The 25,656-nt window shown below is 74.0% G+C and carries 18 protein-coding genes and 3 pseudogenes; 2 read left to right on the forward strand and 19 right to left on the reverse strand.

Annotated features, from left to right (window positions below; translation table 11 throughout):
* Positions 1 to 16: 16 nt before the first annotated feature.
* From L6E17_RS02200 to fmt, 4 genes and pseudogenes are all read right to left on the reverse strand, one after another.
* Entirely contained in the window at positions 17 to 1,066 is a 1,050-nt protein-coding gene (locus L6E17_RS02200) for a sugar-binding transcriptional regulator (protein ID WP_236239078.1), read from the reverse strand.
* A gap of 95 nt (positions 1,067 to 1,161) precedes the next feature.
* Complete coding sequence (gene rpe / locus L6E17_RS02205; RefSeq protein WP_236239079.1) at positions 1,162 to 1,845, reverse strand: ribulose-phosphate 3-epimerase; 684 nt, start codon at positions 1,843 to 1,845, stop codon at positions 1,162 to 1,164.
* 298 nt (positions 1,846 to 2,143) lie between these two features.
* Entirely contained in the window at positions 2,144 to 3,583 is a 1,440-nt protein-coding gene (locus L6E17_RS02210) for an RsmB/NOP family class I SAM-dependent RNA methyltransferase (RefSeq protein ID WP_236239080.1), read from the reverse strand.
* A 572-nt stretch (positions 3,584 to 4,155) separates the two neighbouring features.
* Positions 4,156 to 5,070, reverse strand: a pseudogene (fmt, locus tag L6E17_RS02215) (methionyl-tRNA formyltransferase); the annotation flags it as partial.
* A gap of 233 nt (positions 5,071 to 5,303) precedes the next feature.
* On the opposite strand from fmt, the gene L6E17_RS02220 reads away from it, so the two are divergent.
* Positions 5,304 to 5,846 carry a hypothetical protein gene (locus L6E17_RS02220; RefSeq protein ID WP_236239081.1) on the forward strand — a complete coding sequence of 181 codons (543 nt, stop codon included), beginning with the start codon at positions 5,304 to 5,306 and terminating at the stop codon, positions 5,844 to 5,846.
* 282 nt (positions 5,847 to 6,128) lie between these two features.
* On the opposite strand, the pseudogene L6E17_RS02225 reads toward L6E17_RS02220, so the two are convergent.
* The 14 genes and pseudogenes from L6E17_RS02225 to pyrR form a co-directional block, all read right to left on the reverse strand.
* Positions 6,129 to 8,286, reverse strand: a pseudogene (locus L6E17_RS02225) (primosomal protein N').
* Positions 8,287 to 8,450: 164 nt separating this feature from the next.
* Complete coding sequence (metK, locus tag L6E17_RS02230; RefSeq protein ID WP_236239082.1) at positions 8,451 to 9,659, reverse strand: methionine adenosyltransferase; 1,209 nt, start codon at positions 9,657 to 9,659, stop codon at positions 8,451 to 8,453.
* Between the two features lie 885 nt (positions 9,660 to 10,544).
* Positions 10,545 to 11,759, reverse strand: coding sequence for a bifunctional phosphopantothenoylcysteine decarboxylase/phosphopantothenate--cysteine ligase CoaBC (coaBC, locus tag L6E17_RS02235; protein ID WP_236239083.1), 1,215 nt, complete (start codon positions 11,757 to 11,759; stop codon positions 10,545 to 10,547).
* A 95-nt stretch (positions 11,760 to 11,854) separates the two neighbouring features.
* The gene (rpoZ, locus tag L6E17_RS02240) at positions 11,855 to 12,127 is read right to left on the reverse strand and encodes a DNA-directed RNA polymerase subunit omega (protein ID WP_003982715.1); all 273 of its coding nucleotides are present in this window, start codon (positions 12,125 to 12,127) and stop codon (positions 11,855 to 11,857) included.
* Between the two features lie 32 nt (positions 12,128 to 12,159).
* Positions 12,160 to 12,753 carry a guanylate kinase gene (gmk, locus tag L6E17_RS02245; RefSeq protein WP_236239084.1) on the reverse strand — a complete coding sequence of 198 codons (594 nt, stop codon included), beginning with the start codon at positions 12,751 to 12,753 and terminating at the stop codon, positions 12,160 to 12,162.
* Positions 12,754 to 12,804: 51 nt separating this feature from the next.
* The gene (locus tag L6E17_RS02250; protein ID WP_071266668.1) at positions 12,805 to 13,128 is read right to left on the reverse strand and encodes an integration host factor; all 324 of its coding nucleotides are present in this window, start codon (positions 13,126 to 13,128) and stop codon (positions 12,805 to 12,807) included.
* 353 nt (positions 13,129 to 13,481) lie between these two features.
* On the reverse strand, positions 13,482 to 14,327 hold the full coding sequence (gene pyrF / locus L6E17_RS02255; RefSeq protein ID WP_236239085.1) for an orotidine-5'-phosphate decarboxylase: 846 nt from the start codon (positions 14,325 to 14,327) through the stop codon (positions 13,482 to 13,484).
* Positions 14,324 to 15,433 carry a quinone-dependent dihydroorotate dehydrogenase gene (locus tag L6E17_RS02260; protein WP_236239086.1) on the reverse strand — a complete coding sequence of 370 codons (1,110 nt, stop codon included), beginning with the start codon at positions 15,431 to 15,433 and terminating at the stop codon, positions 14,324 to 14,326. Before L6E17_RS02260 ends, pyrF begins: the two co-directional genes overlap by 4 nt.
* A 62-nt stretch (positions 15,434 to 15,495) precedes the next feature.
* Complete coding sequence (gene carB / locus L6E17_RS02265) at positions 15,496 to 18,804, reverse strand: carbamoyl-phosphate synthase large subunit (RefSeq protein ID WP_236239087.1); 3,309 nt, start codon at positions 18,802 to 18,804, stop codon at positions 15,496 to 15,498.
* Complete coding sequence (gene carA, locus L6E17_RS02270; protein WP_236239088.1) at positions 18,797 to 19,936, reverse strand: glutamine-hydrolyzing carbamoyl-phosphate synthase small subunit; 1,140 nt, start codon at positions 19,934 to 19,936, stop codon at positions 18,797 to 18,799. The genes carB and carA overlap by 8 nt, the downstream gene beginning before the upstream one ends.
* Positions 19,933 to 20,517 carry a hypothetical protein gene (locus L6E17_RS02275; RefSeq protein ID WP_236239089.1) on the reverse strand — a complete coding sequence of 195 codons (585 nt, stop codon included), beginning with the start codon at positions 20,515 to 20,517 and terminating at the stop codon, positions 19,933 to 19,935. Before L6E17_RS02275 ends, carA begins: the two co-directional genes overlap by 4 nt.
* Complete coding sequence (locus L6E17_RS02280; RefSeq protein ID WP_236239090.1) at positions 20,514 to 21,800, reverse strand: dihydroorotase; 1,287 nt, start codon at positions 21,798 to 21,800, stop codon at positions 20,514 to 20,516. The genes L6E17_RS02275 and L6E17_RS02280 overlap by 4 nt, the downstream gene beginning before the upstream one ends.
* Before the next feature lie 30 nt (positions 21,801 to 21,830).
* Complete coding sequence (locus L6E17_RS02285; RefSeq protein WP_236239091.1) at positions 21,831 to 22,799, reverse strand: aspartate carbamoyltransferase catalytic subunit; 969 nt, start codon at positions 22,797 to 22,799, stop codon at positions 21,831 to 21,833.
* A 245-nt stretch (positions 22,800 to 23,044) separates the two neighbouring features.
* Positions 23,045 to 23,617: pseudogene (gene pyrR, locus L6E17_RS02290) on the reverse strand (bifunctional pyr operon transcriptional regulator/uracil phosphoribosyltransferase PyrR); the annotation flags it as partial.
* A gap of 199 nt (positions 23,618 to 23,816) precedes the next feature.
* Between pyrR and bldD the strand changes: the two are divergent.
* On the forward strand, positions 23,817 to 24,317 hold the full coding sequence (gene bldD, locus L6E17_RS02295) for a transcriptional regulator BldD (protein WP_030607052.1): 501 nt from the start codon (positions 23,817 to 23,819) through the stop codon (positions 24,315 to 24,317).
* A 909-nt stretch (positions 24,318 to 25,226) separates the two neighbouring features.
* Here the strand turns inward: bldD and nusB are convergent.
* On the reverse strand, positions 25,227 to 25,655 hold the full coding sequence (gene nusB / locus L6E17_RS02300; RefSeq protein ID WP_071269365.1) for a transcription antitermination factor NusB: 429 nt from the start codon (positions 25,653 to 25,655) through the stop codon (positions 25,227 to 25,229).
* Position 25,656 lies beyond the last annotated feature (1 nt).

Below are 25,656 nucleotides of genomic sequence, written 5' to 3' on the forward strand. Positions count from 1 at the left end.
GGGGGCCGTAGGAGGCTCAGGCCTTGTCCGGGTCGAAGCGCTCCAGGGCGGGCCGGGGGCCGGGCTGCGACTCGGTGAGCAGGTGGTCGGCGGCGACGGTGTCCGTGACGACGCTGGTGACGAGCCCGGAGCGCAGGACGGCGCCGATGGCCGCGGCCTTGCGGCGACCGCCCGCGATGGCGACGACCTCGGGGATGCGGCGCAGCCGGTCGGCCTCGACGGTGATGCACCGCTCGCCCAGGTCGCGTCCGACGCGGCGGCCCGACGCGTCGAACAGGTGGGCGGACATCTCGGCGGCGACACCGAGGGAGGCGTAGTGGGCGCGCTCCTCGTCGGAGAGCATGTCGTGGACGGTGGAGATGCCGGGCTCCCAGGAGCCGATGGACACCGCGGCGACCGTCACCTTGTCGAAGTACTCGAAGGCGCGGGCGATGCCGGTCTGCTCCCGCAGCGCGGCGGCGGTGGCCGGGTCGGGCAGCAGCATGGGCGCGTAGATGGGGTGCGCCTCGCCTCCGGAGACCTGGGCGGCGCGGCGGACGGCCTCCACGGAGCCGCGCTCGGCGGTGCCCGCGTCGTACACGCCGGTCAGCTGGACGACGGTGCAGGGCGGCAGCCGGTCGAGTGCGGCGGCCATGTGGATGGTGGACCGGCCCCAGGCCAGGCCGAGGACGTCGCCTTCGGCCACCAGCTCGCCGAGCAGGTCGGCCGCGACCTCCCCGAGGTTCTCGGGGTCGGGCGACTCGTCCTCGCCCTCGGCGGGCGACTCGACGACGACGGCGTGGCGCAGGCCGTAGCGGGCGCGCAGCGCGTCGGAACGCTCCGCGTCCAGTTCCGCGGGAACCCGGATCTCGATGCGTACGAGGTCCCGCTCCAGGGCGGTCTCCAGGACCCGGGCCACCTTGAAGCGGCTGACGCCGAACTCCTCGGCGATCTGGATCTTGGACTTGCCCTCCAGGTAGAAGCGCCGGGCCATGGCCGCCGCCTGCACCAGCTCCGCGGGTCCCATCCGCAGGGCTGGACGTCCCGCCGACATTGCAGACACCGCGTTCTCCTCACTGCTGTTCACACTCCGGATCGCCCATACTCGCAGATCCGACGGCCGTTGATCAGTCCTGTTGGTTTGCGTTCATCTGCCGGTGACCAACCGGTGGCCCGGCGTGTTCAGTGGCCGCAGGCCCAGGCCGCTCCGGCAATGGTCCGGCGGGCCTGCTCCCGCAGCTCGCGCACGGCGGCGCCGGGGTCGTCGGCACCGTACACGGCGGATCCCGCGACGAAGACGTCCGCGCCCGCCTCGGCGCACCGTTCGATGGTCGAGGCGGAGACACCGCCGTCCACCTGGAGCCACAGTTCGAGGCCGTGCTTGGCGATCAGCTCACGGGTGCGGCGGATCTTGGGCAGCATGATGTCGAGGAACGCCTGCCCGCCGAAGCCGGGTTCAACCGTCATGATCAGCACCATGTCCAGCTCGGGGAGCAGGTCCTCGAAGGGTTCGATGGGGGTGGCCGGCTTGAGGGCCATGGAGGCGCGGGCGCCCTTGGCCCGGATCTCGCGCGCGAGCCGTACGGGGGCGGCCGCGGCCTCCACGTGGAAGGTGACGGAGCCGGCGCCCGCCTCCACGTACTGGGGGGCCCAGCGGTCCGGGTCCTCGATCATGAGGTGGCAGTCCAGCGGGGTGTCCGTCGCCCTGCTGAGCGACTCGACGACCGGCACGCCGAGGGTCAGGTTGGGCACGAAGTGGTTGTCCATGACGTCGACGTGGAGCCAGTCGGCCCCCGCGACGGCACCGGCCTCCTCGGCGAGCCGGGCGAAGTCGGCGGACAGGATGCTGGGATTGATCTGGGCCATGAGCCAAGCCTGCCATGTCCGGCGGCGCCTGATGGACCCGATCCCGTACGCGGACGGGACCAGGCCGGGACGGACCTCCGCTTTCCCGGCATTTCGCCGAGCGGTGCCCCGCCGGTCCCCTCCCCGCCTCGTCCTTCCGGGGCGTCCTGCACGGGTACGGCCCCCGGTCCGCCGGGCGGCCCGTCGTGGCGGCTCCCGGCCGTCGCGGCGAGGTGTGCCGCTGCGGTGGCGCCGGGCGGCACGCCCCGCCTTTCGGCGTCCGCCGCGCCCCCGCCCGCTTCCGCGCCGCCCGGTCGTGTCACGCCGTACGGCGCAGCAGCGCCAGGTACATCGCGTCCGTGCCGTGCCGATGCGGCCACAGCTGCACGTCGGGGCCGTCACCGAGGTCGGGGACGCCAGGCAGCAGGGGGCGGGCGTCGATCCACTCGGCCTGCAGCCCCTGCGCCGTCCCCCGGCCCTTCAGGACGTCGTCCACGACCGCGCGGGTCTCCGCCAGGTGCGGCGAGCAGGTCGCGTATCCGACGACCCCGCCGACCCGCGCCGCCCGCAGCGCCTCGGTGAGCAGGGAGCGCTGGAGCGGGGCGAACCCCTCCAGATCCTCGGGGCGCCGCCGCCACCGGGCCTCGGGGCGGCGGCGCAGGGCGCCGAGGCCCGAGCACGGCACGTCCACCAGGACCCGGTCGAAGGAACCGGGCCGCCACGGCGGGCGCGTGCCGTCGGCGGCGATCACCTGGTACGGGCCGGGGTTGCCGGCCAGGGCCCGCTCGACGAGCCCGGCGCGGTGGGGCTGCTTCTCGGAGGCGAGCAGGGCGGCGCCGCGCTCCGCGGCGAGCGCGCCCAGGAGGGCCGCCTTGCCGCCGGGTCCGGCGCACCCGTCCAGCCAGCGCGTGTCGGGGCCGTCCAGCGGCGCACCGGCCAGGGCGATGGCCACGAGCTGGCTGCCCTCGTCCTGGACGCCCGCCCGTCCTTCCCGCACGGCGTCGAGCGCGCCGGGCTCCCCGCCCTCGGCGAGCCGCACGGCGTACGGCGACCAGCGCCCCGGCAGCGCGGCGTCCCCGCCCAGCACGCCCACGAGCTCCTCGGTCGTGGACCGGCCGGGCCGGGCGACCAGGGTGACCTCGGGCCGCTCGTTGTCGGCGGCGAGCAGGTCCTCGATGCCGGCGCGGCCGCCGCCCAGCGCGTCCCACAGGGCGGAGACCACCCACCGCGGGTGGGAGTGCACGACGGCGAGGTGGTCCTCGGGGTCCTCGTCGTACGGCGGGGCGACCCGCTCCAGCCAGCCGTCCAGGTCGTCCTGCGCGATCCTGCGGAGCACGGCGTTGACGAACTTGGCGCGCCCGTCGCCCAGCACCACCCGGGCCAGCTCGACGGTCGCCGAGACGGCGGCGTGCGTGGGGATGCGCGTCCCCAGCAGTTGGTGCGCGCCGAGGGACAGCACGTCCAGGACCGGCGGGTCCACCTCGCGCAGCGGCCGGTCGACGCAGGCGGCGATGACCGCGTCGTACGTCCCCTGGCGGCGCAGCGTCCCGTACACCAGCTCGGTCGCGAGCGCGGCGTCCCGCGCCTCGAAACCGTCCTGCTCCCGCGCCTTGCGCAGCAGCGGGGGCAGGACGAGGTTGGCGTAGGCGTCGCGCTCGTCCACGGCGCGCAGCGCCTCGAAGGCGAGGACCCGCACGGGGTCCTTCTTGGGGCGCCGGTACGGCTTGGAGGGACGGCGACGGGCGGCCTGCTCGCTCAAAAGGTGCTCCGCGATTCGTTTCGGTAGAACCGTTCCAGCGTAATCCCGGCGGTGCACCCGCCGAGCGGCCGGGCCTGAGGGCCCGCGCCGCAGGGTCCGGGAGGCCCTGCGGTACGCGGCGCCTCGGGGCGGCGGGAGGTGGGCGCGACGCCCCGCGAAGGCACCGAGCGCATCGCCCGGGCGCATCAGCCGGACGGGCTCGCCCGTGCCCGAGGCATCGTCCCCGGCCACACCGTGCCCAGCCGCACCGTGCCCGGCCGCACCCTGCCCGGCCACACCGTGCCCGAGGCGTCGTCTCCGGCCACACCGTGCCCAGCCGCACCCTGCCCGGCCACACCGTGCCCGGCCACACCGTGCCCGAGGCGTGGTGCCCGGCCGCACCGTGACTGAAGCACAGCGCCGGCCGTCCGGCGGCTCCGCCGAAGGCCCGTGGACCCGAGGCCCGGCGCCCCCACGCGGTCCGGACGCGCCGCGGGCCGTCCGGCCCTGCCACGTGCGCCCGCGCCGCGGGGTCCTCCGGGGTGGCCGCCCCTGTCGCGGGGCGGCGGCGCGGCGTCAGGCGCCCAGCCGCTCCCCGCCGCGATGCGCACCCCGCGCGCCCAGTCGGCGCCGTTCATCGGCTTCTTGCCCTGGGCCTGGACCCAGAGCAGCTCCACCGCGTGGGAGCCCGTCCCGACGTGCACGGCCTTCTTGCCGGCGGCGATCTCGCCGGGCGCCAGGTCGTCTCGGTCGGGCACCGGACGCACCTGGACCAGCTTGAGGCGCTCGCCGCGGAACGACGTCCACGCGCCGGGCGCGGGCGTGCAGCCGCGCACGACCCGGTCGACCCGCAGCGCGGGAGCCGCCCAGTCCACGCGGGCGTCCTCCACCGTGATCTTCGGGGCGAGGGTGACGCCCTCCTCCGGCTGCGGGACCGCCTTGAGGGTGCCGTCCTCGATCCCGTCCATCGTGGCGGCGAGCAGCCCGGCGCCCGCGAAGGCCAGCCGCGTCAGGAGGTCGCCGCTGGTGTCGGTGGGGCGGACCTCCTCGGTGATCACCCCGTAGACGGGGCCCGAGTCCAGCCCTTCCTCGATGAGGAAGGTGGAGGCCCCGGTGACCTCGTCGCCGGCCATGAGCGCGTGCTGCACGGGCGCGGCACCGCGCCACGCGGGCAGCAGCGAGAAGTGCAGGTTGACCCAGCCCCGGGCGGGGATGTCCAGGGCCGCCTTGGGCAGCAGCGCCCCGTACGCGACGACCGGGCAGCAGTCAGGTGCGATCTCCCGGAGGCGGGCGAGGAACGCCTCGTCGCGGGGCCTGGCCGGCTTGAGCACCTCGATCCCGGCCTCCTCGGCCCGCTCGGCCACCGGGCTGGCGACCAGTCGGCGGCCGCGCCCGGCCGGCGCGTCGGGCCGGGTGACGACGGCGGCGACCTCGTGGCGGTCCGAGGCGATCAGGGCGTCCAGGGCGGGCACGGCGACCTCGGGGGTGCCTGCGAAGACGAGCTTCAAAGGGGGTTACCTCACTTGTGGCCACGGCAGGGCGGGCGGTTGGGCAGCACACCAGTCTAGGGGTGCGGGTGCACCGGGGGGCGTACGTATATCCGTGCGCCCTGCGCATATGCGGATACGCCCCGGGTGCGTGACCCTGGGACGGGTGGCGCGTTGTCAAGAGAGATTGACCGAATCGGGCCGCCCTCGGATGCGGCCCGCCCCTTTTCAACGCCGGTTCGAGAGGCTTGTCAATGGCCGACCACGCAACCCATGACGCCCAAGCCCGGGCAAGCCTGCACCTGTTGGTGCGGGACATCGAGCGGGTCCGCCGGCAGGTGGACGCCCTGCGCACGCTCACCGCGCAGTTGGGCAACGTCTACCGCCCGCGTCGCTCCGGCCCGTCGACGGGCTTCGTCGTCTACGGCAGGGCCCCCGCTCCCACCGTGCGGCTCGCGCAGGAGCTGCGGGACAGTGTCGAGACCCTGGTGACCGCCGCGGTGGACTTCGACCGCTCGCTGGGCTTCTCGTGGGACGCGGTGGGCTCGGCTCTGGGCGTCACCAAGCAGGCGGTGCACCGCCGGTACGGCTCGCGCCGGGCGGCGGCCCAGCAGGCGGCGGCCGCCGCGGACCACGGGGCGGAGCCCGGCGGCACGCGGCCGATGCCGGTGGCGTCGGTTCCGGCGGCGCGTTCGATGCCGCCCCAGCCGACGGCGGGGGCCTCGGCGGCGCTGCGCGACAAGCCCCTGCGGGACGAGGTCCGCCCCGGGGTCCTTCCCGGACCGCGGGGCAGCTGACCCGCCCGCCGGTCCGCCCCCGGGCGGCAGGGAGTCCGGTGCGGCCGCGGTCGGCACGGGCCAAGCCGCCCGCGGCCGCGCAGAGACCCCCGCTTCCCGTACGGGGCCGGTCACGGCCCACCCGCTGCCCGTGGCCGCGCAGCCCCCGCAGGCCCTGCCCCCTCGACACAGCCCCAGGCGGCCTGTACCGCCGGTCCCGGCGGACCGGCGGTACAGGTGCGTGCGGCGTCCCCCGGGGTGAGGAGGCGCACCCCCACCGGGCCTGTCAGGCCTCCGGCGGGCTCAGCCGATGTCCAGCGGGTCGATGCGCACCCGCACCGGCCCGCCCTGCTCGCTGCGGCGGGCGGCCAGCCGGGCCGCCTGAGCCTCCTTGAGAGCGGCCGCCAGGGCCTGTCCGCTGCCCGGCGGGACCCGTATCAGCGCGCGCTCCCAGCGCTCCCCGGCGGCAGGGCGCCCGGTCGGCGCGGCCCGCCCGCCGTCTCGATCCGCAGGGGCACCGGCCCCAGCACCTCGGCGTCCGCGGGCAGGTCGACTCCCGCCAGGAAGCCCGCGACGGACTCGGGCGCCCCCACCACGGACGCCATGCGCGAGACCGGTGGAAAGCCCAGCTCGGCCCGCTCCGCCAGCTCCCGCTGGGCGTGCCCCACCGGATCCCACCGCACGAGCGCCTGCACCGGCCGCAGGGTCGGCTCCGTGACCACCACGACCGTGCCGCCCTCGCTCTGCCCCCGCACGAGCGACGCCGCGTCCATCCAGCGCCGCAGCGCGTCCTCCGCGGCCCGCAGGTCGGGGCGGCCCAGCAGGGCCCAGCCGTCCAGCAGCAGGGCGGCCGCGTACCCGCCGTCGGCGACGGGCTCGGCGCCGGGGGTGCACACCACCAGGGCGGGCCGGTCCGGCACGGACTCCAGGATGTGGTCGCGCCCCGACGTCCGTACCGGTACCGCGGGGAAGGCCCGGCCCAGCTCCTCCGCGGTGCGGCGGGCGCCCACCACGGTGGCCCGCAGCCGGGCGGACCCGCAGGCGGCGCAGCGCCAGTCGGACTCGTCCCGCCCGCACCACGTGCACCGCAGCGCCCGCTGCTCCGGCGCTTCCAGGGGTCCTGCGCAGTGCGTGCACCGGGCGGGCTCGCGGCACCGCTCGCACGCCAGCCGCGGTACGTAGCCGCGCCGCGGCACCTGTACGAGGACCGGGCCCGACTTCAGTCCCTCCCGCACCGTCTGCCAGGCCAGCGTCGGCAGGCGGGCGGCGCGTGCGGCCTCGTCCCGCGCCAGTTCGGCGTCGCCCACGGTCCGGACGAGCGGAGCGGCGGCCCGTACCTGCTCTCGGGGGCGAGCAGGGGCCTGGCCCAGCCGCTCTCGACGAGCTGCGCCGCCTCCACGGTCGTGGTGACCCCGCCGCCAGGAAGGCGCACCGGTCGTGCGCGGCGCGCAGCAGCAGCACGTCGCGGGCGTGCGGCTGCGGGGCGTGCGGTTCGCTGTGGGCGGTGTCCCCGTCGTCCCAGACCGCGACCAGCCCCAGGTCACGCACCGGCGCGAACATGGCCGCGCGGGTGCCGACCGCCGCGTGGACGGCGCCTCGGCGGACGGCGAGCCACTGCCCGTAGCGCTTCTCCGGTCCGGCTTCGGCGGTGAGCAGCGCGTGCCGCCCCTCCCCCAGCAACGCGGTCAGCGCCGCGTCCACACGGGCGGCGGCCCGTCCGTCGGGGACGACGACCAGGGCCCCGCGCCCGGAGGCGAGGGTCGCGGCGACGGCGCGGGCGATCTCGTCCGCCCAGGAGGGGCCGGGCAGCGCGTTCCAGACGGCGCGGGGCGCATCCCCGCGGGCGAGGGCCTCCAGGAAGGCCGGTCCGTACGCGTACCGCTCCCACGGGCCGGGGGCGGGTGCGGGCGGCGGCGGCAGCGGCCGGGGGGACGGCTTGGCCTCGGCGCGGGCGCTGCGCGGCGGCACGGCGAGCTGGAGCACGTCGGCGAGGCTCCCGGCGTACCGGTCGGCCACCGCGCGGGCGAGCCCCAGCGAGCTCGGGGCCGAGGACGGGCTCGGGTGACACGACGTCGGCGAGCGCGGCGAGGGGCCCGTGGTAGTCGCTGTCCGCGCGCCGCTCGACGAGGAACCCGTCGATGAGCCGCCCGCCCTCACGGCGCCCGCCGCGGACCCGGCCCGCACCGGCCCCGAACCTGACGCGCACCCGCACCCCGGGCTGCGCGGCGGCGTCGAGCTCGGCGGGCACGGCGTAGTCGAAGAACTGGTCGAGGTGCAGGACGCCCTTGTTGACCACGACCCGGGCGACCGGCAGCTCCGGAGCCAGGGCCGCGCCGCGCCAGGTCCGCGGCTTGGCCTTCGGCGCCTTGGCCTTCCGCACGGTCTCCCGGATGAGCGCGAGCTGCTCGGGCGGCCGCCCTTCCGGCTGCTGCCCTTCCTGCTCCCCGTCCGTCCTGCTCACAGCCCCATGCCTACCAGACCGCACTGACAAACACCCCGCCCCAAGCCGAGGTCGGCGGGGGCGGCGCGCGCCTCCCCCTGCACCCGGGGCCCGTGCACGCCTCCCCTGAACGCCGGAGCCCCGGCGCCGTACGGGACGGTGCCGGGGCTTCGGGGGTGCGTGGCCTACAGCCCGGCCGCCTGGCGGAGGGCGTCGACGCGGTCGGTGCGCTCCCAGGTGAAGTCGGGCAGCTCGCGGCCGAAGTGGCCGTAGGCCGCGGTCTGGGCGTAGATCGGGCGCAGCAGGTCGAGGTCGCGGATGATCGCGGCCGGGCGCAGGTCGAAGACCTGGGAGATGGCCTGCTCGATCTTCTCGGCCTCGATCTTGGCCGTGCCGAAGGTCTCGACGAAGAGGCCGACGGGCTCGGCCTTGCCGATGGCGTAGGCGACCTGGACCTCGCAGCGGGAGGCGAGGCCGGCGGCGACGACGTTCTTGGCGACCCAGCGCATGGCGTAGGCGGCCGAGCGGTCGACCTTGGACGGGTCCTTGCCGGAGAAGGCACCGCCGCCGTGGCGGGACATGCCGCCGTACGTGTCGATGATGATCTTGCGGCCGGTGAGGCCGGCGTCGCCCATCGGACCGCCGATCTCGAAGCGCCCGGTCGGGTTGACCAGCAGGCGGTAGCCCTCGGTGTCGAGCTTGATGCCGTCGTCCAGGAGCTGCTTGAGGACGTGCTCGACGACGAACTCGCGGATGTCGGGCGCGAGCAGCGAGTCCAGGTCGATGTCCGAGGCGTGCTGCGAGGACACCACGACCGTGTCGAGGCGCACCGCCTTGTCGCCGTCGTACTCGATGGTGACCTGCGTCTTGCCGTCCGGGCGCAGGTAGGGGATCGTGCCGTTCTTGCGGACCTCGGTCAGCCGCTTCGACAGGCGGTGCGCGACGTGGATCGGCAGCGGCATCAGCTCCGGCGTCTCGTCCGACGCATAGCCGAACATCAGGCCCTGATCGCCCGCGCCCTGCCGGTCCAGCTCGTCCTCGTCGCCCTCGACCCGGTTCTCGTACGCGGTGTCCACACCCTGCGCGATGTCCGGGGACTGCGAGCCGATCGAGACGGACACACCGCAGGACGCGCCGTCGAAGCCCTTCTTCGAGGAGTCGTAACCGATCTCCAGGATCTTCTCGCGCACCAGCGTGGGAATGTCCGCCCACGCCTTGGTGGTGACCTCGCCGGCCACATGCACCAGGCCGGTGGTGATCAGCGTCTCCACGGCGACACGGGAGGTCGGGTCCTCCCGGAGCAGCGCGTCGAGGATCGTGTCGCTGATCTGGTCAGCGATCTTGTCGGGGTGACCTTCGGTCACGGACTCCGAAGTGAAGAGGCGACGGGACACAACGCTCCCTGGGTTTGCAGCGGCTGCTGGCTGATCATTGACGGACCGGCAGGGGGCTGCGCCCCGCGTCGTTCCGTGAACAGTTTATCGGTCGGGCCCGGCCATTGGACCAGGTGTCTCGCACGTCGGGCGGTTGCCGGGCGGATGTTCGGCCATATCGCAGGGCCCTGCGGCCGATGATCCCCCGGCGCGAAAGGGGTGAACGCCCGGATCCGGGCGCTGGAGGCGCGCTGTGCGCACCGGGTGAGAGATACGTCCCATTCGGCGGCACCCCGGCCCCGCGGGCGGGCCGCGACCCGCGCGCGAGCGGACCGCGAGCCGGAGCCCGGCCGGCCCGAGCGACCCCCGCGCCTGGGCCTGCCCTCGGCGGCCCGGGCCAGTCTCCCCGTACGGCACGGGGCAGGGCGCCGCCGCCACGCCCGGCACAGGCGCAGGCGCGCCCCGGCGCCCGGCGGCACCCCGTACGGCAGGGGCGGGCAGCTCCGTACGGGCAGGGGGCAGACCGTCCCGTACGCCATGGGGCCGGGCGCGGCGCCCCGTGGGGCCGGCCGCGCGCCGGGCCGCCGCCGCACGACCCGCCGCCCCGCGAGCCGAGCCGGGCCCGCAGCGAACCGGGTCAGCCGACGGGCCGGCCGCCAAGCGGGGCGGCGACCCGGACGCGGGGGCTCGGAGGCTCCTGGCGCTCCTGGCGCTCCCGGGCCACCGGGCCACCGGGCCACCGGGCCACCGGGTCACCGGGTCACCGGGTCACCGGGTCACCGGGTCACCGGGTCACCGGGTCACCGGGTCACCGGGTCACCGGGTCACCGGGTCACCGGGCCACCGGGCGAGTGTCACGCTGCGGCGACCGCCACCGTCCTGCGCAGCAGAGGTGCGGCGCGGCGCTCAGCCGAGGCGGGAGGCCACAAGGTCCCACACGGTGTCGGCGAGGGCTTCCTTCGGTCCGTACGGGACGGGGGTCTCCGTGCCGTCCGCGCCCAGCACCACGGCCTCGTTCTCCTCCGAGCCGAAGGTCTTGCGCTCGCCGACCTCGTTGACGACGAGCAGGTCGCAGCCCTTGCGGCGGAGCTTGGCGCGGCCGTTGGCCAGCACGTCGTCGGTCTCCGCGGCGAAGCCGACGACCACCTGGTCCGGGCGGGCCCGGTCCGCGGAGATCTCGGCGAGGATGTCGGGGTTGCGCACCAGGGCGACCGGGGCGGGCTCCTGGCCCTCCTTCTTCTTGATCTTGCCCTCGGCGTACGCGGCGGGGCGGAAGTCCGCGACGGCCGCGGCCATGACCACCGCGTCGGCGTCCGCCGCCGCCTTCAGGACCGCCTCGCGGAGCTGGACGGCCGTGCCGACGTGCACGACGTCGACGCCCGCCGGGTCGGCGATGCCGGTGTTGGCCTCGACGAGGGTGACGCGGGCGCCGCGGGCCGCCGCCGTGCGGGCCAGGGCGTAGCCCTGCTTGCCGGAGGAGCGGTTGCCCAGGTAGCGGACCGGGTCCAGGGGCTCGCGGGTGCCGCCCGCGGTCACCACGACATGGCGGCCGGCGAGGTCGGGCCCCGCGGTGCCGCGGGCCAGGACGCGGCGGCAGACCTCGAAGATCTCGGCGGGGTCGGGCAGCCGCCCCTTGCCCGTGTCGACGCCGGTGAGGCGGCCGACGGCCGGCTCGATGACCAGTGCGCCGCGGCGGCGCAGCACCGCCACGTTGTCCTGCGTGGCCGGGTGCTCCCACATCTCGGTGTGCATGGCCGGGGCGAAGACCACCGGGCAGCGGGCGGTGAGCAGCGTGTTGGTGAGGAGGTCGTCGGCGAGGCCGTGCGCGGCCTTGGCGAGCATGTCGGCGGTGGCGGGGGCGACGACGACGAGGTCGGCGTGCTGACCGATCCGGACGTGCGGGACCTCGTGCACCGCGTCCCAGACCTCGGTGGAGACCGGGTTGCCGGACAGCGCCGACCAGGTGGGGGCGCCCACGAACTTCAGGGCCGACGCGGTGGGCACGACCCGTACGTCGTGGCCCGACTCGGTCAGCCGGCGCAGCAGCTCGCAGGCCTTGTACGCGGCGATGCCCCCGCTGACTCCGAGGACGACCCTGGGCTTGGACTGGGACTCGGGCACTGGACTTGCGCCTCCCGCTCTGACGGAAACGACTGGTAGACACGCCTCAGGCCCGGCGGACACCCCGCCGGGCCTGTGATGATGCTGGGGAGCGCTTACTGCGCCGGGCCCTCGACGGCCTCGGAGGTCAGCAGCCCCGCGTTGATCTCCCGCAGGGCGATCGACAGCGGCTTCTCGTGGACGTGGGTGTCCACCAGCGGGCCGACGTACTCCAGCAGGCCCTCACCGAGCTGCGAGTAGTACGCGTTGATCTGACGCGCACGCTTGGCCGCGTAGATCACGAGGCTGTACTTGGAGTCCGTGGCCTCAAGCAGCTCGTCGATCGGCGGGTTGATGATGCCCTCGGGCGCGGTGATGGAAGAGGACACGCTCTACCTTCCGAAAAAGTGGACAGAAGAAATCAGACAACGTCCATCAAGGCTAGCAGCTCACGCGCCACGTCCTCGACGGAGGTGTTGACCAGCGTCACGTCGAACTCCGACTCGGCCGCCAGCTCGATCTTGGCGGTTTCCAGGCGTCGCTCGATGACCTCGGGGGACTCGGTGCCGCGTCCGGTGAGCCTGCGGACCAGCTCGTCCCAGCTCGGCGGGGCCAGGAAGACGAGCTGCGCGTCCGGCATGGAGTCGCGCACCAGGCGCGCTCCCTGGAGGTCGATCTCCAGCAGGACGGGCTCGCCGCGCTCCAGGCGCTCCTGCACGGCGCCGCGGGGCGTGCCGTAGCGGTTGCCGGCGAACTCGGCCCACTCCAGCAGCTCGCCGTTGGCGACGAGCTTGTCGAACTCGTCGTCCGTGACGAAGTAGTACTGGACGCCGTCCTGCTCGCCCGGGCGGGGCTTGCGGGTGGTGGCCGACACGGAGAGCCAGACGTCCGGGTGGACCTTGCGCATATGGGCGACGACCGTGCTCTTGCCGACGCCGGAGGGGCCGGAGAGCACGGTCAGCCGCGGACGGGCGTCCGGGGGCTCGGGGGTGGTCCCCCGGGATGTTGCTGCCATGGGGCGATTATTCCAGCTTCCCGGAGCGCCCCGGACGCCAGGTGTCGGCCGTCAGGCGCCGGAGCCGCCGAACTCCCGCTCCAGGGACGCGATCTGGTTGGAGCCGAGGCCGCGCACACGGCGGCTCTCGGAGATGCCGAGCCGCTCCATGATCTGCTTGGCGCGGACCTTGCCCACGCCCGGCAGGGACTCCAGGAGGGCGGAGACCTTCATCTTGCCGATGACCTCGTTCTCCTGGCCCTGCTTGATGACCTCGTGGAGGGAGGCGCCGGAGTGCTTGAGTCGATTCTTGACCTCGGCCCGCTCCCGGCGAGCCGCGGCGGCCTTTTCGAGCGCGGCTGCGCGCTGTTCAGGGGTAAGGGGCGGAAGAGCCACGCCTACGTCACCTCGGATGTCGAACTGTCGGATACGGACCGGTGAGGAACCTATGCGGCCCACACCAAGGGAGCAACGAGCAACGCAGGGACCGTCGCGAACGCTGACTCTCGTCGGAGACTAGCGGCCATGGCCGCCGGAGTCAGCGAGAACGAAGGAAAAGTCCTGGTCAGGATCGAGCTTGCCAGACAAACGGGACATAGCGCACCCGTTTGGGTGGGGATTGCGTCAACACCCGTCACCGCCCGTTCCGGCGGCGTCACAGCAGGCCAGGAGCGGGGCCCCGTAGCGGCGCACCGGCGGGCACGTGAAGTGCGTCACATCCGGGGCCGGGGTCCCGCTCCCGTGAGGGCTCAGGCCGAGGCGACCGCGGCGCGGACCTCGTCCGCGTAGCGCTGCGCCGCGTCGCGCAGGGACGCCGGGTCCGGGCCGCGGCCGAGCACCGCCCTGCTCACGTTGGGGACGACGTTGCGCACGGCGGCGCCGAACACCGCGGGCAGGTCGGCGGGGGTGGCGCCCTGCGCGCCGATGCCCGGGGCGAGCAGCGGCCCGTTGACGTCCAGCTCGAAGGAGGACAGGTCGCCGAGAGTGGCGCCGACGACCGCGCCGAAGGACCCCATGGGGGCCTCCCCCGCGTTCTCGGCGGCCAGGTGGGCCAGCATCGTGGCGGCGACCGTGCGCCCGTCGGCGCGCACCGCGCGCTGGACCTCGGCGCCCTCCGGGTTGGACGTCAGGGCCAGGACGAAGAGTCCGGCGCCGCTCTCCCGCGCCAGGTCCACGGCCGGGGCCAGCGACCCGTAGCCGAGGTACGGCGAGACGGTCAGCGCGTCCGAGAACAGCGGCGAGTCCTCGCGCAGGTACGTCTCCGCGTAGGCGGCCATGGTGGAGCCGATGTCGCCGCGCTTGGCGTCCATGACGACGAGCGCGCCCGCCTCGCGCAGCTCGGTGACCGCCTGCTCCAGGACCGCGACGCCCCGGGAGCCGAAGCGCTCGAAGAACGCGCTCTGCGGCTTGAAGACGGCCACGGTACCGGCCAGCGCCTCCACGACCGTGCGGGTGAAGGCCGTCAGGCCCCGCACGTCGTCGGTGAGGCCCCAGGCGGACAGCAGGGACGCGTGCGGGTCGATGCCGACGCAGAGCGGACCGCGCTCGTCCATGGCGCGGCGCAGGCGGGCGCCGAAGGGTTCGGGGCGGCTCATGCGGCGGCCTTCCGGGTGTCGGCGCCGACGGCTTCGGCGAGGGTGGCGTACGGGGAGTCCTGGAGGCGCGCGGCGAGTCCGCGGTGGATCGCGCGGGCGTAGCCGGGGCCCTCGTAGACGAAGGCGCTGTAGCCCTGGACGAGCGTGGCGCCGGCCAGGATGCGCTGCCAGGCGTCGTCGGCGTTCTCGATGCCGCCCACGCCGACCAGCACCAGCCGGTCCCCGACGCGGGTGTAAAGGCGGCGCAGCACTTCCAGCGAGCGGGCCTTCAGCGGCGCTCCGGACAGGCCGCCGGTCTCGCCGACGACAGCCGGGTCGGACAGCAGGCCGAGCCCCTCGCGGGCGATCGTGGTGTTCGTGGCGATGATGCCGTCCAGGCCGAGTTCCACGGCCAGGTCGGCGACCGCGTCGATGTCGTCGTCGGCGAGGTCGGGGGCGATCTTCACCAGCAGCGGGACGCGCCGCCCGGTGACCGCGCGGTCGGCGGCCTCGCGGACCGCGGTCAGCAGCGGGCGCAGGTGCTCCACCGCCTGGAGGTTGCGCAGCCCGGGGGTGTTGGGCGACGACACGTTCACCACGAGGTAGTCCGCGTGCGGGGCGAGCCGCTCCGTCGACTTCACGTAGTCGCCGGCGGCCTCGGCCTCCGGCACGATCTTGGTCTTGCCGATGTTGACGCCGAGGACGGTGCGGAACACCGGGCGGCGCCCCTCCAGGCGCCGGGCCACGGCGGCCGAGCCCTCGTTGTTGAAGCCCATGCGGTTGATGAGGGCCCGGTCCGGTACGAGGCGGAAGAGGCGCTTCTTGGGGTTGCCGGGCTGCGGCTCGCCGGTGACCGTGCCGATCTCGACGTGGTCGAAGCCCAGCATGGCCAGTCCGTCGACGGCGACGGCGTTCTTGTCGAAGCCCGCGGCGAGCCCGAAGGGGCTGTGGAAGCGCAGGCCCAGGGCCTCCGTCCGCAGCTCCTTGCGGCGCGGGGCGAACCAGGCCGCGACGAAGGTGCGCAGGACGGGGACGCGGGCGGTGAGGCGGATCCAGCGGACGGCCGCGTGGTGGGCCCGCTCGGGGTCCATCCACCGGAAGACGAGCCGGAAGAACAGTGCGTACATCGAAGTGGTGTCCTCATGAGGAGGGGGACACCGGGTTCCGGTGTCCCCCTCGGGTCGGGCTGCTAGTCGCGGGCCGCGTTCAGGTGTTCCGCGTGCTCCTGCAGGGAGCGGACTCCGACGCCCTCGTGGCTGAGGGCGTCGATGCCCTGGACGGCCGCGGCGAGTGCCTGGACCGTGGTGAGGCAGGGGACGCCGCGGGACACGGCGGCGGTGCGGATCTCGTAGCCGTCGAGGCGGCCGCCCGTGCCGTACGGGGTGTTGACGATGAGGTCCACCTCGCCCGCGTGGATGAGCTGGACGATGGTCTTCTCGCCGTTCGGGCCCTCGCCCTCGGACTGCTTGCGCACGATGGTCGCGTTGATGCCGTTGCGCTTGAGGACCTCCGCCGTGCCGGAGGTGGCGAGCAGCTCGAAGCCGTGGGCGGCGAGCTCGCGCGCCGGCAGGATCATCGAGCGCTTGTCGCGGTTGGCGACGGAGATGAACGCGCGGCCCTTGGTGGGCAGCGGCCCGTAGGCGCCGGCCTGCGACTTCGCGTACGCGGTGCCGAAGACGGCGTCGATGCCCATGACCTCGCCGGTGGAGCGCATCTCCGGGCCGAGGACGGTGTCGACGCCGCGGCCGTGGATGTCGCGGAACCGCGACCACGGCATGACGGCCTCCTTGACGGAGATCGGCGCGTCCATCGGCAGCTCGCCGCCGTCGCCGTTCCTCGGCAGCAGGCCCTCCTCGCGCAGCTCCGCGATGGTCGCGCCCAGCGAGATGCGGGCGGCGGCCTTCGCGAGCGGCACGGCGGTGGCCTTGGAGGTGAAGGGCACCGTGCGGGAGGCGCGCGGGTTGGCCTCCAGGACGTACAGGATGTCCCCGGCCATGGCGAACTGGATGTTGATCAGGCCGCGCACGCCGACGCCCTTGGCGATGGCCTCGGTGGAGGCGCGCAGCCGCTTGATGTCGAAGCCGCCGAGGGTGATCGGGGGCAGGGCGCAGGCCGAGTCGCCGGAGTGGATGCCGGCTTCCTCGATGTGCTCCATGACACCGCCGAGGTACAGCTCGTGCCCGTCGTAGAGGGCGTCGACGTCGATCTCGATGGCGTCGTCGAGGAACCGGTCGACGAGGACGGGGCGGGTCGGGGAGATCTCGGTGGACTCGGCGATGTACGCCTCCAGCCGGGCCTCCTCGTACACGATCTCCATGCCGCGGCCGCCGAGCACGTACGACGGGCGGACGAGGACCGGGTAGCCGATCTCGTCGGCGATGGCCTTGGCCTCGGCGAAGGTGGTGGCCGTGCCGTGCTTGGGGGCCGGCAGTCCGGCCTCCTTCAGGACGCGGCCGAAGGCGCCGCGGTCCTCGGCGGCGTGGATGGCCTCCGGGGAGGTGCCGACGATCGGCACGCCGTTGTCCTTCAGCGCCTGCGCGAGGCCCAGCGGGGTCTGGCCGCCGAGCTGGACGACGACGCCGGCGACGGGGCCGGCCTGCTGCTCGGCGTGGACGATCTCCAGGACGTCCTCCAGGGTGAGCGGCTCGAAGTAGAGCCGGTCGGAGGTGTCGTAGTCGGTGGAGACGGTCTCGGGGTTGCAGTTGACCATCACGGTCTCGTACCCGGCGTCGGCCAGCGCGAAGGAGGCGTGGACGCAGGAGTAGTCGAACTCGATGCCCTGCCCGATGCGGTTCGGGCCGGAGCCGAGGATGATCACGGCGGGCTTGTCGCGCGGTGCCACCTCGGTCTCCTCGTCGTACGAGGAGTAGAAGTACGGCGTCTTCGCGGCGAACTCGGCGGCGCAGGTGTCGACCGTCTTGTAGACGGGGCGGACGCCGAGGGCCTGGCGGACCTCGCGCACGACGTCCTCGCGCAGGCCGCGGATCTCCGCGATCTGCTGGTCGGAGAAGCCGTGGCGCTTGGCGTCGGCGAGCAGCTCGGGGCCGAGCTTGTCGACGGCGGCGATCTCGTCGGCGAGCTCCTTGATGAGGAAGAGCTGGTCGACGAACCACGGGTCGATCTTCGTGGCGTCGAAGACCTCCTCCGGGGTGGCGCCGGCGCGGATGGCCTGCATGACCGTGTTGATCCGGCCGTCGGTGGGCCGGACGGCCTCGCGCAGCAGCTCGGCCTTGTCGCCCGGCTCGCCGGTGAAGGCGAACTGGCTGCCCTTCTTCTCCAGGGAGCGCAGCGCCTTCTGGAGGGCCTCGGTGAAGTTGCGGCCGATGGCCATCGCCTCGCCGACCGACTTCATGGTGGTGGTGAGGGTGGAGTCCGCGGACGGGAACTTCTCGAAGGCGAAGCGGGGCACCTTGACCACGACGTAGTCGAGCGTGGGCTCGAAGGACGCCGGGGTCTCGCGGGTGATGTCGTTGGGGATCTCGTCGAGCGTGTAGCCGACGGCCAGCTTCGCGGCGATCTTGGCGATGGGGAAGCCGGTGGCCTTCGACGCCAGGGCGGAGGAGCGGGAGACGCGCGGGTTCATCTCGATGACGATGACCCGGCCGTCCTCGGGGTTGACGGCGAACTGGATGTTGCAGCCGCCGGTGTCGACGCCGACCTCGCGGATGACGGCGATGCCGATGTCGCGCAGCACCTGGTACTCGCGGTCGGTGAGGGTCATCGACGGGGCGACGGTGATGGAGTCGCCGGTGTGGACGCCCATGGGGTCGAAGTTCTCGATGGAGCAGACGACCACGACGTTGTCGTGCTTGTCGCGCATCAGCTCCAGCTCGTACTCCTTCCAGCCGAGGATGGACTCCTCCAGGAGCACCTCGGTGGTCGGGGACAGGGCCAGGCCCTGGCCGGCGATGCGGCGCAGTTCGTCCTCGTCGTGGGCGAAGCCGGAGCCGGCGCCGCCCATGGTGAAGGAGGGGCGGACGACGACGGGGTAGCCGCCGAGCTCCTCGACGCCCCGCAGGACGTCGTCCATGGAGTGGCAGATCACCGAGCGGGCGGACTCGCCGTGGCCGATCTTGGCCTTGACGGCCTCGACGACCATCTTGAACTGGTCGCGGTCCTCGCCCTTGTGGATGGCCTCGACGTTGGCGCCGATGAGTTCGACGCCGTACTTGTCGAGGACGCCGTTCTCGTGGAGGGAGATCGCGGTGTTGAGCGCGGTCTGGCCGCCGAGGGTGGGCAGGAGCGCGTCGGGGCGCTCCTTGGCGATGATCTTCTCGACGAACTCGGGGGTGATCGGCTCGACGTACGTGGCGTCGGCGATCTCCGGGTCGGTCATGATCGTCGCGGGGTTGGAGTTGACGAGGATGACCCGCAGGCCCTCGGCCTTGAGGACGCGGCACGCCTGGGTGCCGGAGTAGTCGAATTCGGCGGCCTGGCCGATGACGATCGGGCCGGAGCCGATGACCAGGACGGACTGGATATCGGTGCGCTTAGGCACGCTCGGCCTCCATCAGGGAAACGAAGCGGTCGAACAGGTACGCGGCGTCGTGCGGGCCGGCGGCCGCCTCGGGGTGGTACTGGACGCTGAAGGCCGGCTGGTCGAGGAGCCGGAGGCCCTCCACCACGTCGTCGTTGAGGCAGACGTGGGAGACCTCGGCGCGGCCGTAGGGGGTCTCGGACACCGTGTCGAGCGGGGCGTCGACGGCGAAGCCGTGGTTGTGCGCGGTGACCTCCACCTTGCCGGTGGTCCGGTCCTGCACGGGCTGGTTGATGCCGCGGTGGCCGTACTTCAGCTTGTAGGTGCCGAAGCCGAGGGCGCGGCCGAGGATCTGGTTGCCGAAGCAGATGCCGAACAGCGGCGTCCTGCGCTCCAGCACGGCCCGCATGACGGAGACCGGGTGGTCGGCGGTGGCGGGGTCGCCGGGGCCGTTGGAGAAGAACACCCCGTCGGGGTTGACGGCGTAGACGTCGTCGGCGGTGGCGGTGGCGGGCAGCACGTGCACCTCGATGCCGCGCTCGGCCATCCGCTGCGGGGTCATGCCCTTGATGCCGAGGTCGATCGCGGCGACGGTGAACTTCTTCTCGCCGATCGCGGGGACGACGTACGGCTCGGAGGTGGCGACCTGGGCGGACAGGGCGGCGCCCTTCATCTGGGGCTGCGCCTGCACCTTGGCGAGCATCTCGTCGTCGCCGAGGACGGCGTCGCCGGAGAAGATGCCGACCCGCATCGCACCGCGCTCGCGCAGGTGGCGGGTGAGGGCGCGGGTGTCGACGCCGCTGATGCCGACGACGCCCTGCCGCTCCAGCTCCTCGTCGAGGGAGCGCGTGGCGCGCCAGTTGGAGGGGGTGCGGGCGGGGTCGCGGACCACGTAGCCGGAGACCCAGATGCGGGCCGACTCGGGGTCCTCGTCGTTGACGCCGGTGTTGCCCACGTGCGGGGCGGTCATGACGACGACCTGGCGGTGGTACGAGGGGTCGGTCAGGGTCTCCTGGTAGCCGGTCATGCCGGTGGAGAAGACGGCCTCACCGAAGGTCTCCCCCACGGCCCCGTAGGCGCGGCCGCGGAAGGCGCGGCCGTCCTCCAGGACGAGTACGGCGGGGGTCCTGGTCCCCCTAGAGGAGGTCGTCATCGTGCGGCGCCTTCCGTGTCGTTCTTGCTGTGCTTGTCGGTCATGGAGTCGAGGGCCTCGACCCAGTCGGTGTGCTCGGCGGCCCGGTCGGAGCGGAAGCCGGAGTCGATCAGCTGTCCTCCGTGCTCCCAGGTGACGACCAGCAGGCCGCCCTCGGCGAGGACCTTGCCCGCGATGCCCTTGTCGAGCCGGGCCCCGCGCAGCCGGTCGGCGGGGACGAAGAAGTCGTCCGCCCCGGGCCGTACGACGTGCAGGCCGGCGTCGGTGAGCGTGAGCTCGGCGCGGCTGCGGGTGCCGAGCCCGTGGGCCACGATCCGGTCGAGCCACTGCCCGGCGGTGGTGGACCCGTGGTAGCGGCCGCTCATGCTCAGTCTGGCCTCGCCGGGGGTTTCCGGCATGCCCGGCAGCTCCGGGAGGGCGGACTGGAGGCTGCCGCGCCACTTCCAGCCCTGGCACATCAGCCAGTACACGAGGGCGATGAAGAGCAGCAGTCCCGCGACCCAGCCGAGCCGGGCGGCCCAGTCGGTCACCTCCGCCGAGCGGGGTTCGTCGGCGGCGAGCAGGAGGAGAGTGGTGGTCACGCGAGCTTCCCGTCCATGAGCGTGGCGCGGCCCCGCAGGAAGGTGTGGGTGACGCGGCCCGGCAGCTCACGCCCCTCGTAGGGGGTGTTGCGGCTGCGGGACGCGAAGCCCGCGGGGTCCACGGTCCCACGGTATGCCGGATCGACCAGCGTCAGGTTGGCGGGCTCACCTGCCGAGACGGGGCGTCCGTGGCCGGTGGCGCCGCCGATCCTGGCGGGGCTGGAGGACATGCGGTCGGCGACGCCGGCCCAGTCCAGCAGCCCGGTCTCGACCATCGTGTGCTGGACGACGGACAGCGCGGTCTCCAGGCCGACCATGCCCATGGCGGCGGCGGCCCACTCGCAGTCCTTGTCCTCGTGCGGGTGCGGGGCGTGGTCGGTGGCCACGATGTCGATGGTGCCGTCGGCGAGGGCCTCGCGCAGCGCCATGACGTCGCGCTCGGTGCGCAGCGGCGGGTTCACCTTGTAGACCGGGTTGTACGTCCGGACCAGCTCGTCCGTGAGGAGGAGGTGGTGCGGGGTGACCTCGGCGGTGACGTCGATGCCGCGGGACTTCGCCCAGCGGACGATCTCGACGGAGCCGGCGGTCGACAGGTGGCAGATGTGGACGCGGGAGCCGACGTGCTCGGCGAGCAGCACGTCCCGGGCGATGATCGACTCCTCGGCGACGGCGGGCCAGCCGCCGAGGCCGAGCTCGGCTGAGACGACGCCCTCGTTCATCTGGGCGCCCTCGGTGAGGCGGGGCTCCTGGGCGTGCTGGGCGATGACGCCGCCGAAGGCCTTCACGTACTCCAGGGCGCGGCGCATGATCTGGGCGTCGTCGACGCACTTGCCGTCGTCGGAGAAGACGGTGACGCCGGCGGCGGACTCGTGCATGGCGCCGAGCTCGGCGAGCTTCCTGCCCTCCAGGCCGACGGTGACGGCGCCGATGGGCTGGACGTCGCAGTAGCCGTGCTCGCGGCCGAGGCGGTAGACCTGCTCGACGACGCCGGCTGTGTCGGCGACGGGGAAGGTGTTGGCCATGGCGAACACGGCGGTGTAGCCGCCGGAGGCGGCGGCGCGGGTGCCGGTGAGGACCGTCTCGGAGTCCTCGCGGCCCGGCTCGCGCAGGTGGGTGTGCAGGTCGACGAGGCCGGGCAGCAGGATCAGGCCCTCCGCCTCGACGACGGTGGCGCCCTCCGCGTCGAGGCCGGTCCCCACCTGGGCGATGGTCTCGCCGTCGACGAGGACGTCCCGGGCGTCGCCGCCGAGGACCTTCGCACCACGGATCAGGGTCTTGCTCATGGGTCGTACGTCTCCTCGGTACGGGGCCGGCTAGGCGGACGGGGTGGTGACGGCGGGCTCGTTGCCGCCGAGCAGCAGGTAGAGGACGGCCATGCGGACGGACACGCCGTTGGCGACCTGCTCGACGACGGTGCAGCGCGGGGAGTCGGCGACCTCGGCGGTGATCTCCATGCCGCGGACCATGGGGCCGGGGTGCATGACGACGGCGTGCTCCGGCATCCGCGCCATGCGGTCGGCGTCGAGGCCGTAGCGGCGGGAGTACTCGCGCTCGGTGGGGAAGAACGCCGCGTTCATGCGCTCGCGCTGGACGCGCAGCATCATCACGGCGTCCGACTTCGGCAGGACGGCGTCGAGGTCGTACGAGACCTCGCAGGGCCAGGCGTCGACGCCGACGGGGACGAGGGTGGGCGGGGCGACGAGGGTGACCTCGGCGCCGAGCGTGTGCAGCAGGGCGACGTTGGAGCGGGCGACCCGGCTGTGCAGGACGTCGCCGACGAGGGTGATGCGCTTGCCGGAGAGGTCCTGGCCGAGCCCGGCGTCGGGTCCGACGAGGCGGCGGCGCATGGTGAACGCGTCGAGGAGGGCCTGCGTGGGGTGCTGGTGGGTGCCGTCGCCGGCGTTGATGACGGGTGCGTCGATCCAGCCGGAGGTGGCGAGCCGGTAGGGCGCGCCGGACGCGCTGTGCCGGATGACGACGGCGTCGACACCCATGGCCTCCAGGGTCTGCGCGGTGTCCTTGAGGGACTCGCCCTTGGAGACGCTGGAGCCCTTGGCCGCGAAGTTGATGACGTCCGCGGAGAGCCGCTTCTCGGCCGCTTCGAAGGAGATGCGGGTGCGGGTGGAGTCCTCGAAGAAGAGGTTGCAGATGGTCCGGCCGCGCAGGGTGGGGAGCTTCTTGATCGGCCGGTCGGCGACCCGGGCCATCTCCTCGGCGGTGTCGAGGATGAGGACGGCGTCGTCGCGGGTGAGGTCGGCGGCCGAGATGAGGTGGCGCTTCATCAGGGGGTCTCTCTGGGTGTGGAGGGCGCTCGGTTCCGTGGGCCGGTCGTGGCAGGGCCGGGTGGCCGCGGTGGTGCCGTCCCGGTCCGGCGCGTGCGGGGGCGCTGTCCTGTGCGGGAGGGCGTGGGCGGTCGGGGCGGGCGTGCGGCCGGGTGCCGGTGCGGCACGGGGCTGCTGCCGGTCGGCCGACCGGGGTCGGCGGGGCCGGTGCGGGCGCGCGGGTGGGGCGCGCCGCCGCGGCTAGTTCCGCCGGGCGCGGCGGGTTCGCGCAGCCCGAGCAGCACGGCGTCGCGGCCGTCCTCCTCGGTCAGCTGGACCTTGACGGTCTCCCGCAGCGAGGTGGGCAGGTTCTTGCCGACGTAGTCGGCGCGGATGGGCAGCTCCCGGTGGCCGCGGTCGACGAGGACGGCGAGCTGGACGGCGCGGGGGCGGCCGATGCCGCCGAGGGCGTCGAGGGCGGCGCGGATGGTGCGGCCGGAGAAGAGCACGTCGTCGACGAGGACGACGAGGCGGCCGTCGACGCCGTCGCCGGGGATGTCCGTGCGGGCCAGCGCCCGCGCGGGGCGCATCCGCAGGTCGTCGCGGTACATGGTGATGTCGAGCGAGCCGACCGGGACCGGGCGGCCGGTGATCTGCTCCAGCTTCCCGGCGAGGCGCCGGGCCAGGAAGACCCCCCGGGTGGGGATGCCGAGGAGGACCACGTCGTCGGCGCCCTTGGCGCGCTCGACGATCTCGTGGGCGATGCGGGTCAGCACACGGGCGATGTCGGGGCCCTCGAGAACGGGGCGGGCGGCATCGGCCTGCTGGATGGTGTCCATACGGAAAGGACCTCCTTCTCCGCCTCACGGGACGGACCTTAAAGGACGTCTGGGTTTGCGTCGTCCACCGTACCAGGCCCCGGAAGGAGGTCGGCACGGACCGTTCGGCTTGACGGGCGCAGGTAACGCTGCGTAACCTCACAGTGAGTTACGAACCCGCGGCGGAGCCGCCACGTTGTCACAGTGTCCAGGGAGCTCTATGTCCAGCGAATACGCCAAACAGCTCGGGGCCAAGCTCCGTGCGATCCGCACCCAGCAGGGCCTCTCGCTCCACGGTGTGGAGGAGAAGTCCCAGGGCCGCTGGAAGGCCGTCGTGGTCGGTTCGTACGAGCGCGGCGACCGTGCCGTGACCGTGCAGCGCCTCGCCGAGCTGGCCGACTTCTACGGGGTCCCGGTGCAGGAGCTGCTGCCGGGCACCACGCCGGGCGGCGCCGCGGAGCCGCCGCCGAAGCTCGTCCTGGACCTGGAGCGCCTGGCCCACGTGCCCGCCGAGAAGGCCGGTCCGCTGCAGCGCTACGCGGCGACGATCCAGTCGCAGCGCGGCGACTACAACGGCAAGGTGCTGTCGATCCGCCAGGACGACCTGCGCACCCTCGCGGTCATCTACGACCAGTCGCCGTCGGTCCTGACCGAGCAGCTGATCAGCTGGGGCGTGCTGGACGCGGACGCGCGCCGCGCGGTCGCCCACGAGGAGAGCTGAGACCTCTCGGTCCCTGCCCCGCACCAGCAGAAACGTTGCCGCCGGAGGGTGGTCCCGGAAGGTTCCGGGGCCACCCTCCGGTGTTTCCCTCGAGGACGCGGGACGCTGAGCCGCTGGGCTGGGGTGGGCTGGGCTGGGCTGCCGGGTGTGCCCGCGTGCCGCCCACCACTGCGCCCCCGGCCTGGCGCCCTCGGCCCGCTGTTCCAAGCCGGCTGCGCTGCCTGGGGCCTGCCTCAGCGCGCCTTGGGCAGGCGGCGGGCGGTGTGGCCGTTCGGCGTGACGCACATGAGCGGCGAGGACGGGCACACCACAGCCCGGACGGGCAACCAATGGCGGCGGCCTGCGGACCTGCGCCCACGGGCCCGCGGCGAGCGGCGGGCGGTCGGGAGCCCGTACGGCACGATGTGAGCCTGGCGGGCCCTCGGCGGGCGGGCGGTGTCCTGTGGGGCGTGGCCCAGGGGCAGCCTCCCTGTGGGGCCGGGCGAGGCGGCAGCCGAGGCGGTCTCGGCGCTACGCGGGCCCAGGGGGCGGCGGGCGCCCGGCGGGGCGGGGGCCGGCCCCAGGGGGCGGGGGCCGGCCCCAGGGGGCGGGGGCCGGCCCCAGGCGCCCCACAGGCAGCAGTGTGCACGGCGGCCCTCCAACGCCCTGCGCGGCCCTCCAACGCCCTGCGGACGCGCCCGTCCGCCGGAACCACGTGACCGCGCGGACAGACACCACCGACGCACCCCTTCAGCGCACCGGCACGGGCACCACGCCCACGGACGCGCCCGCCTGCCGGAACCGCGTGGCCCCGGACCGGTGGCGCCTCCTCACGCGCAGGCGGCGGCCTGGCGCGAGAAGAAGCCGTACGGTACGCCGAAGGGCCCGCTGACGCGGGCCCTTCGGGCGGGTGCGGGCCGGGCGCGGCGGTCAGTCGCGGCGGATGCCGGGCTTCAGGTCCTTGAACCGGGCCAGGAGTCCGTTCACGAAGGACGGCGACTCGTCCGTCGAGAACTCCTTCGCGAGCTGCACCGCCTCGTCGATCGCCACGGCGTCCGGCACCGTGTCGACCCAGACCAGCTCGTACGTGCCGAGGCGCAGGATGTTGCGGTCGACGACCGGCATGCGGTCCAGCGTCCAGCCCACCGCGTAGGTGGCGATGAGCTCGTCGATGCGCCGGGCCTGCTGGGCGTACCCCTCGACCAGCTCCATCGTGTACTCGTTGACCGGCGGCTGCCGGTCGTCGGACCGCGCGTGCCGGATCCAGTCCGCGAGGACCTCCTGCGCGGAGGCCCCGCGCTGGTCGGCCTCGAAGAGGATCTGGAAGGCGCGCTTGCGGGCCTTGTTGCGGGCAGCCACG

The sequence above is a fragment of the Streptomyces sp. CC228A genome, from assembly GCF_021390935.1.
Classification (GTDB): Bacteria; Actinomycetota; Actinomycetes; order Streptomycetales; family Streptomycetaceae; genus Streptomyces.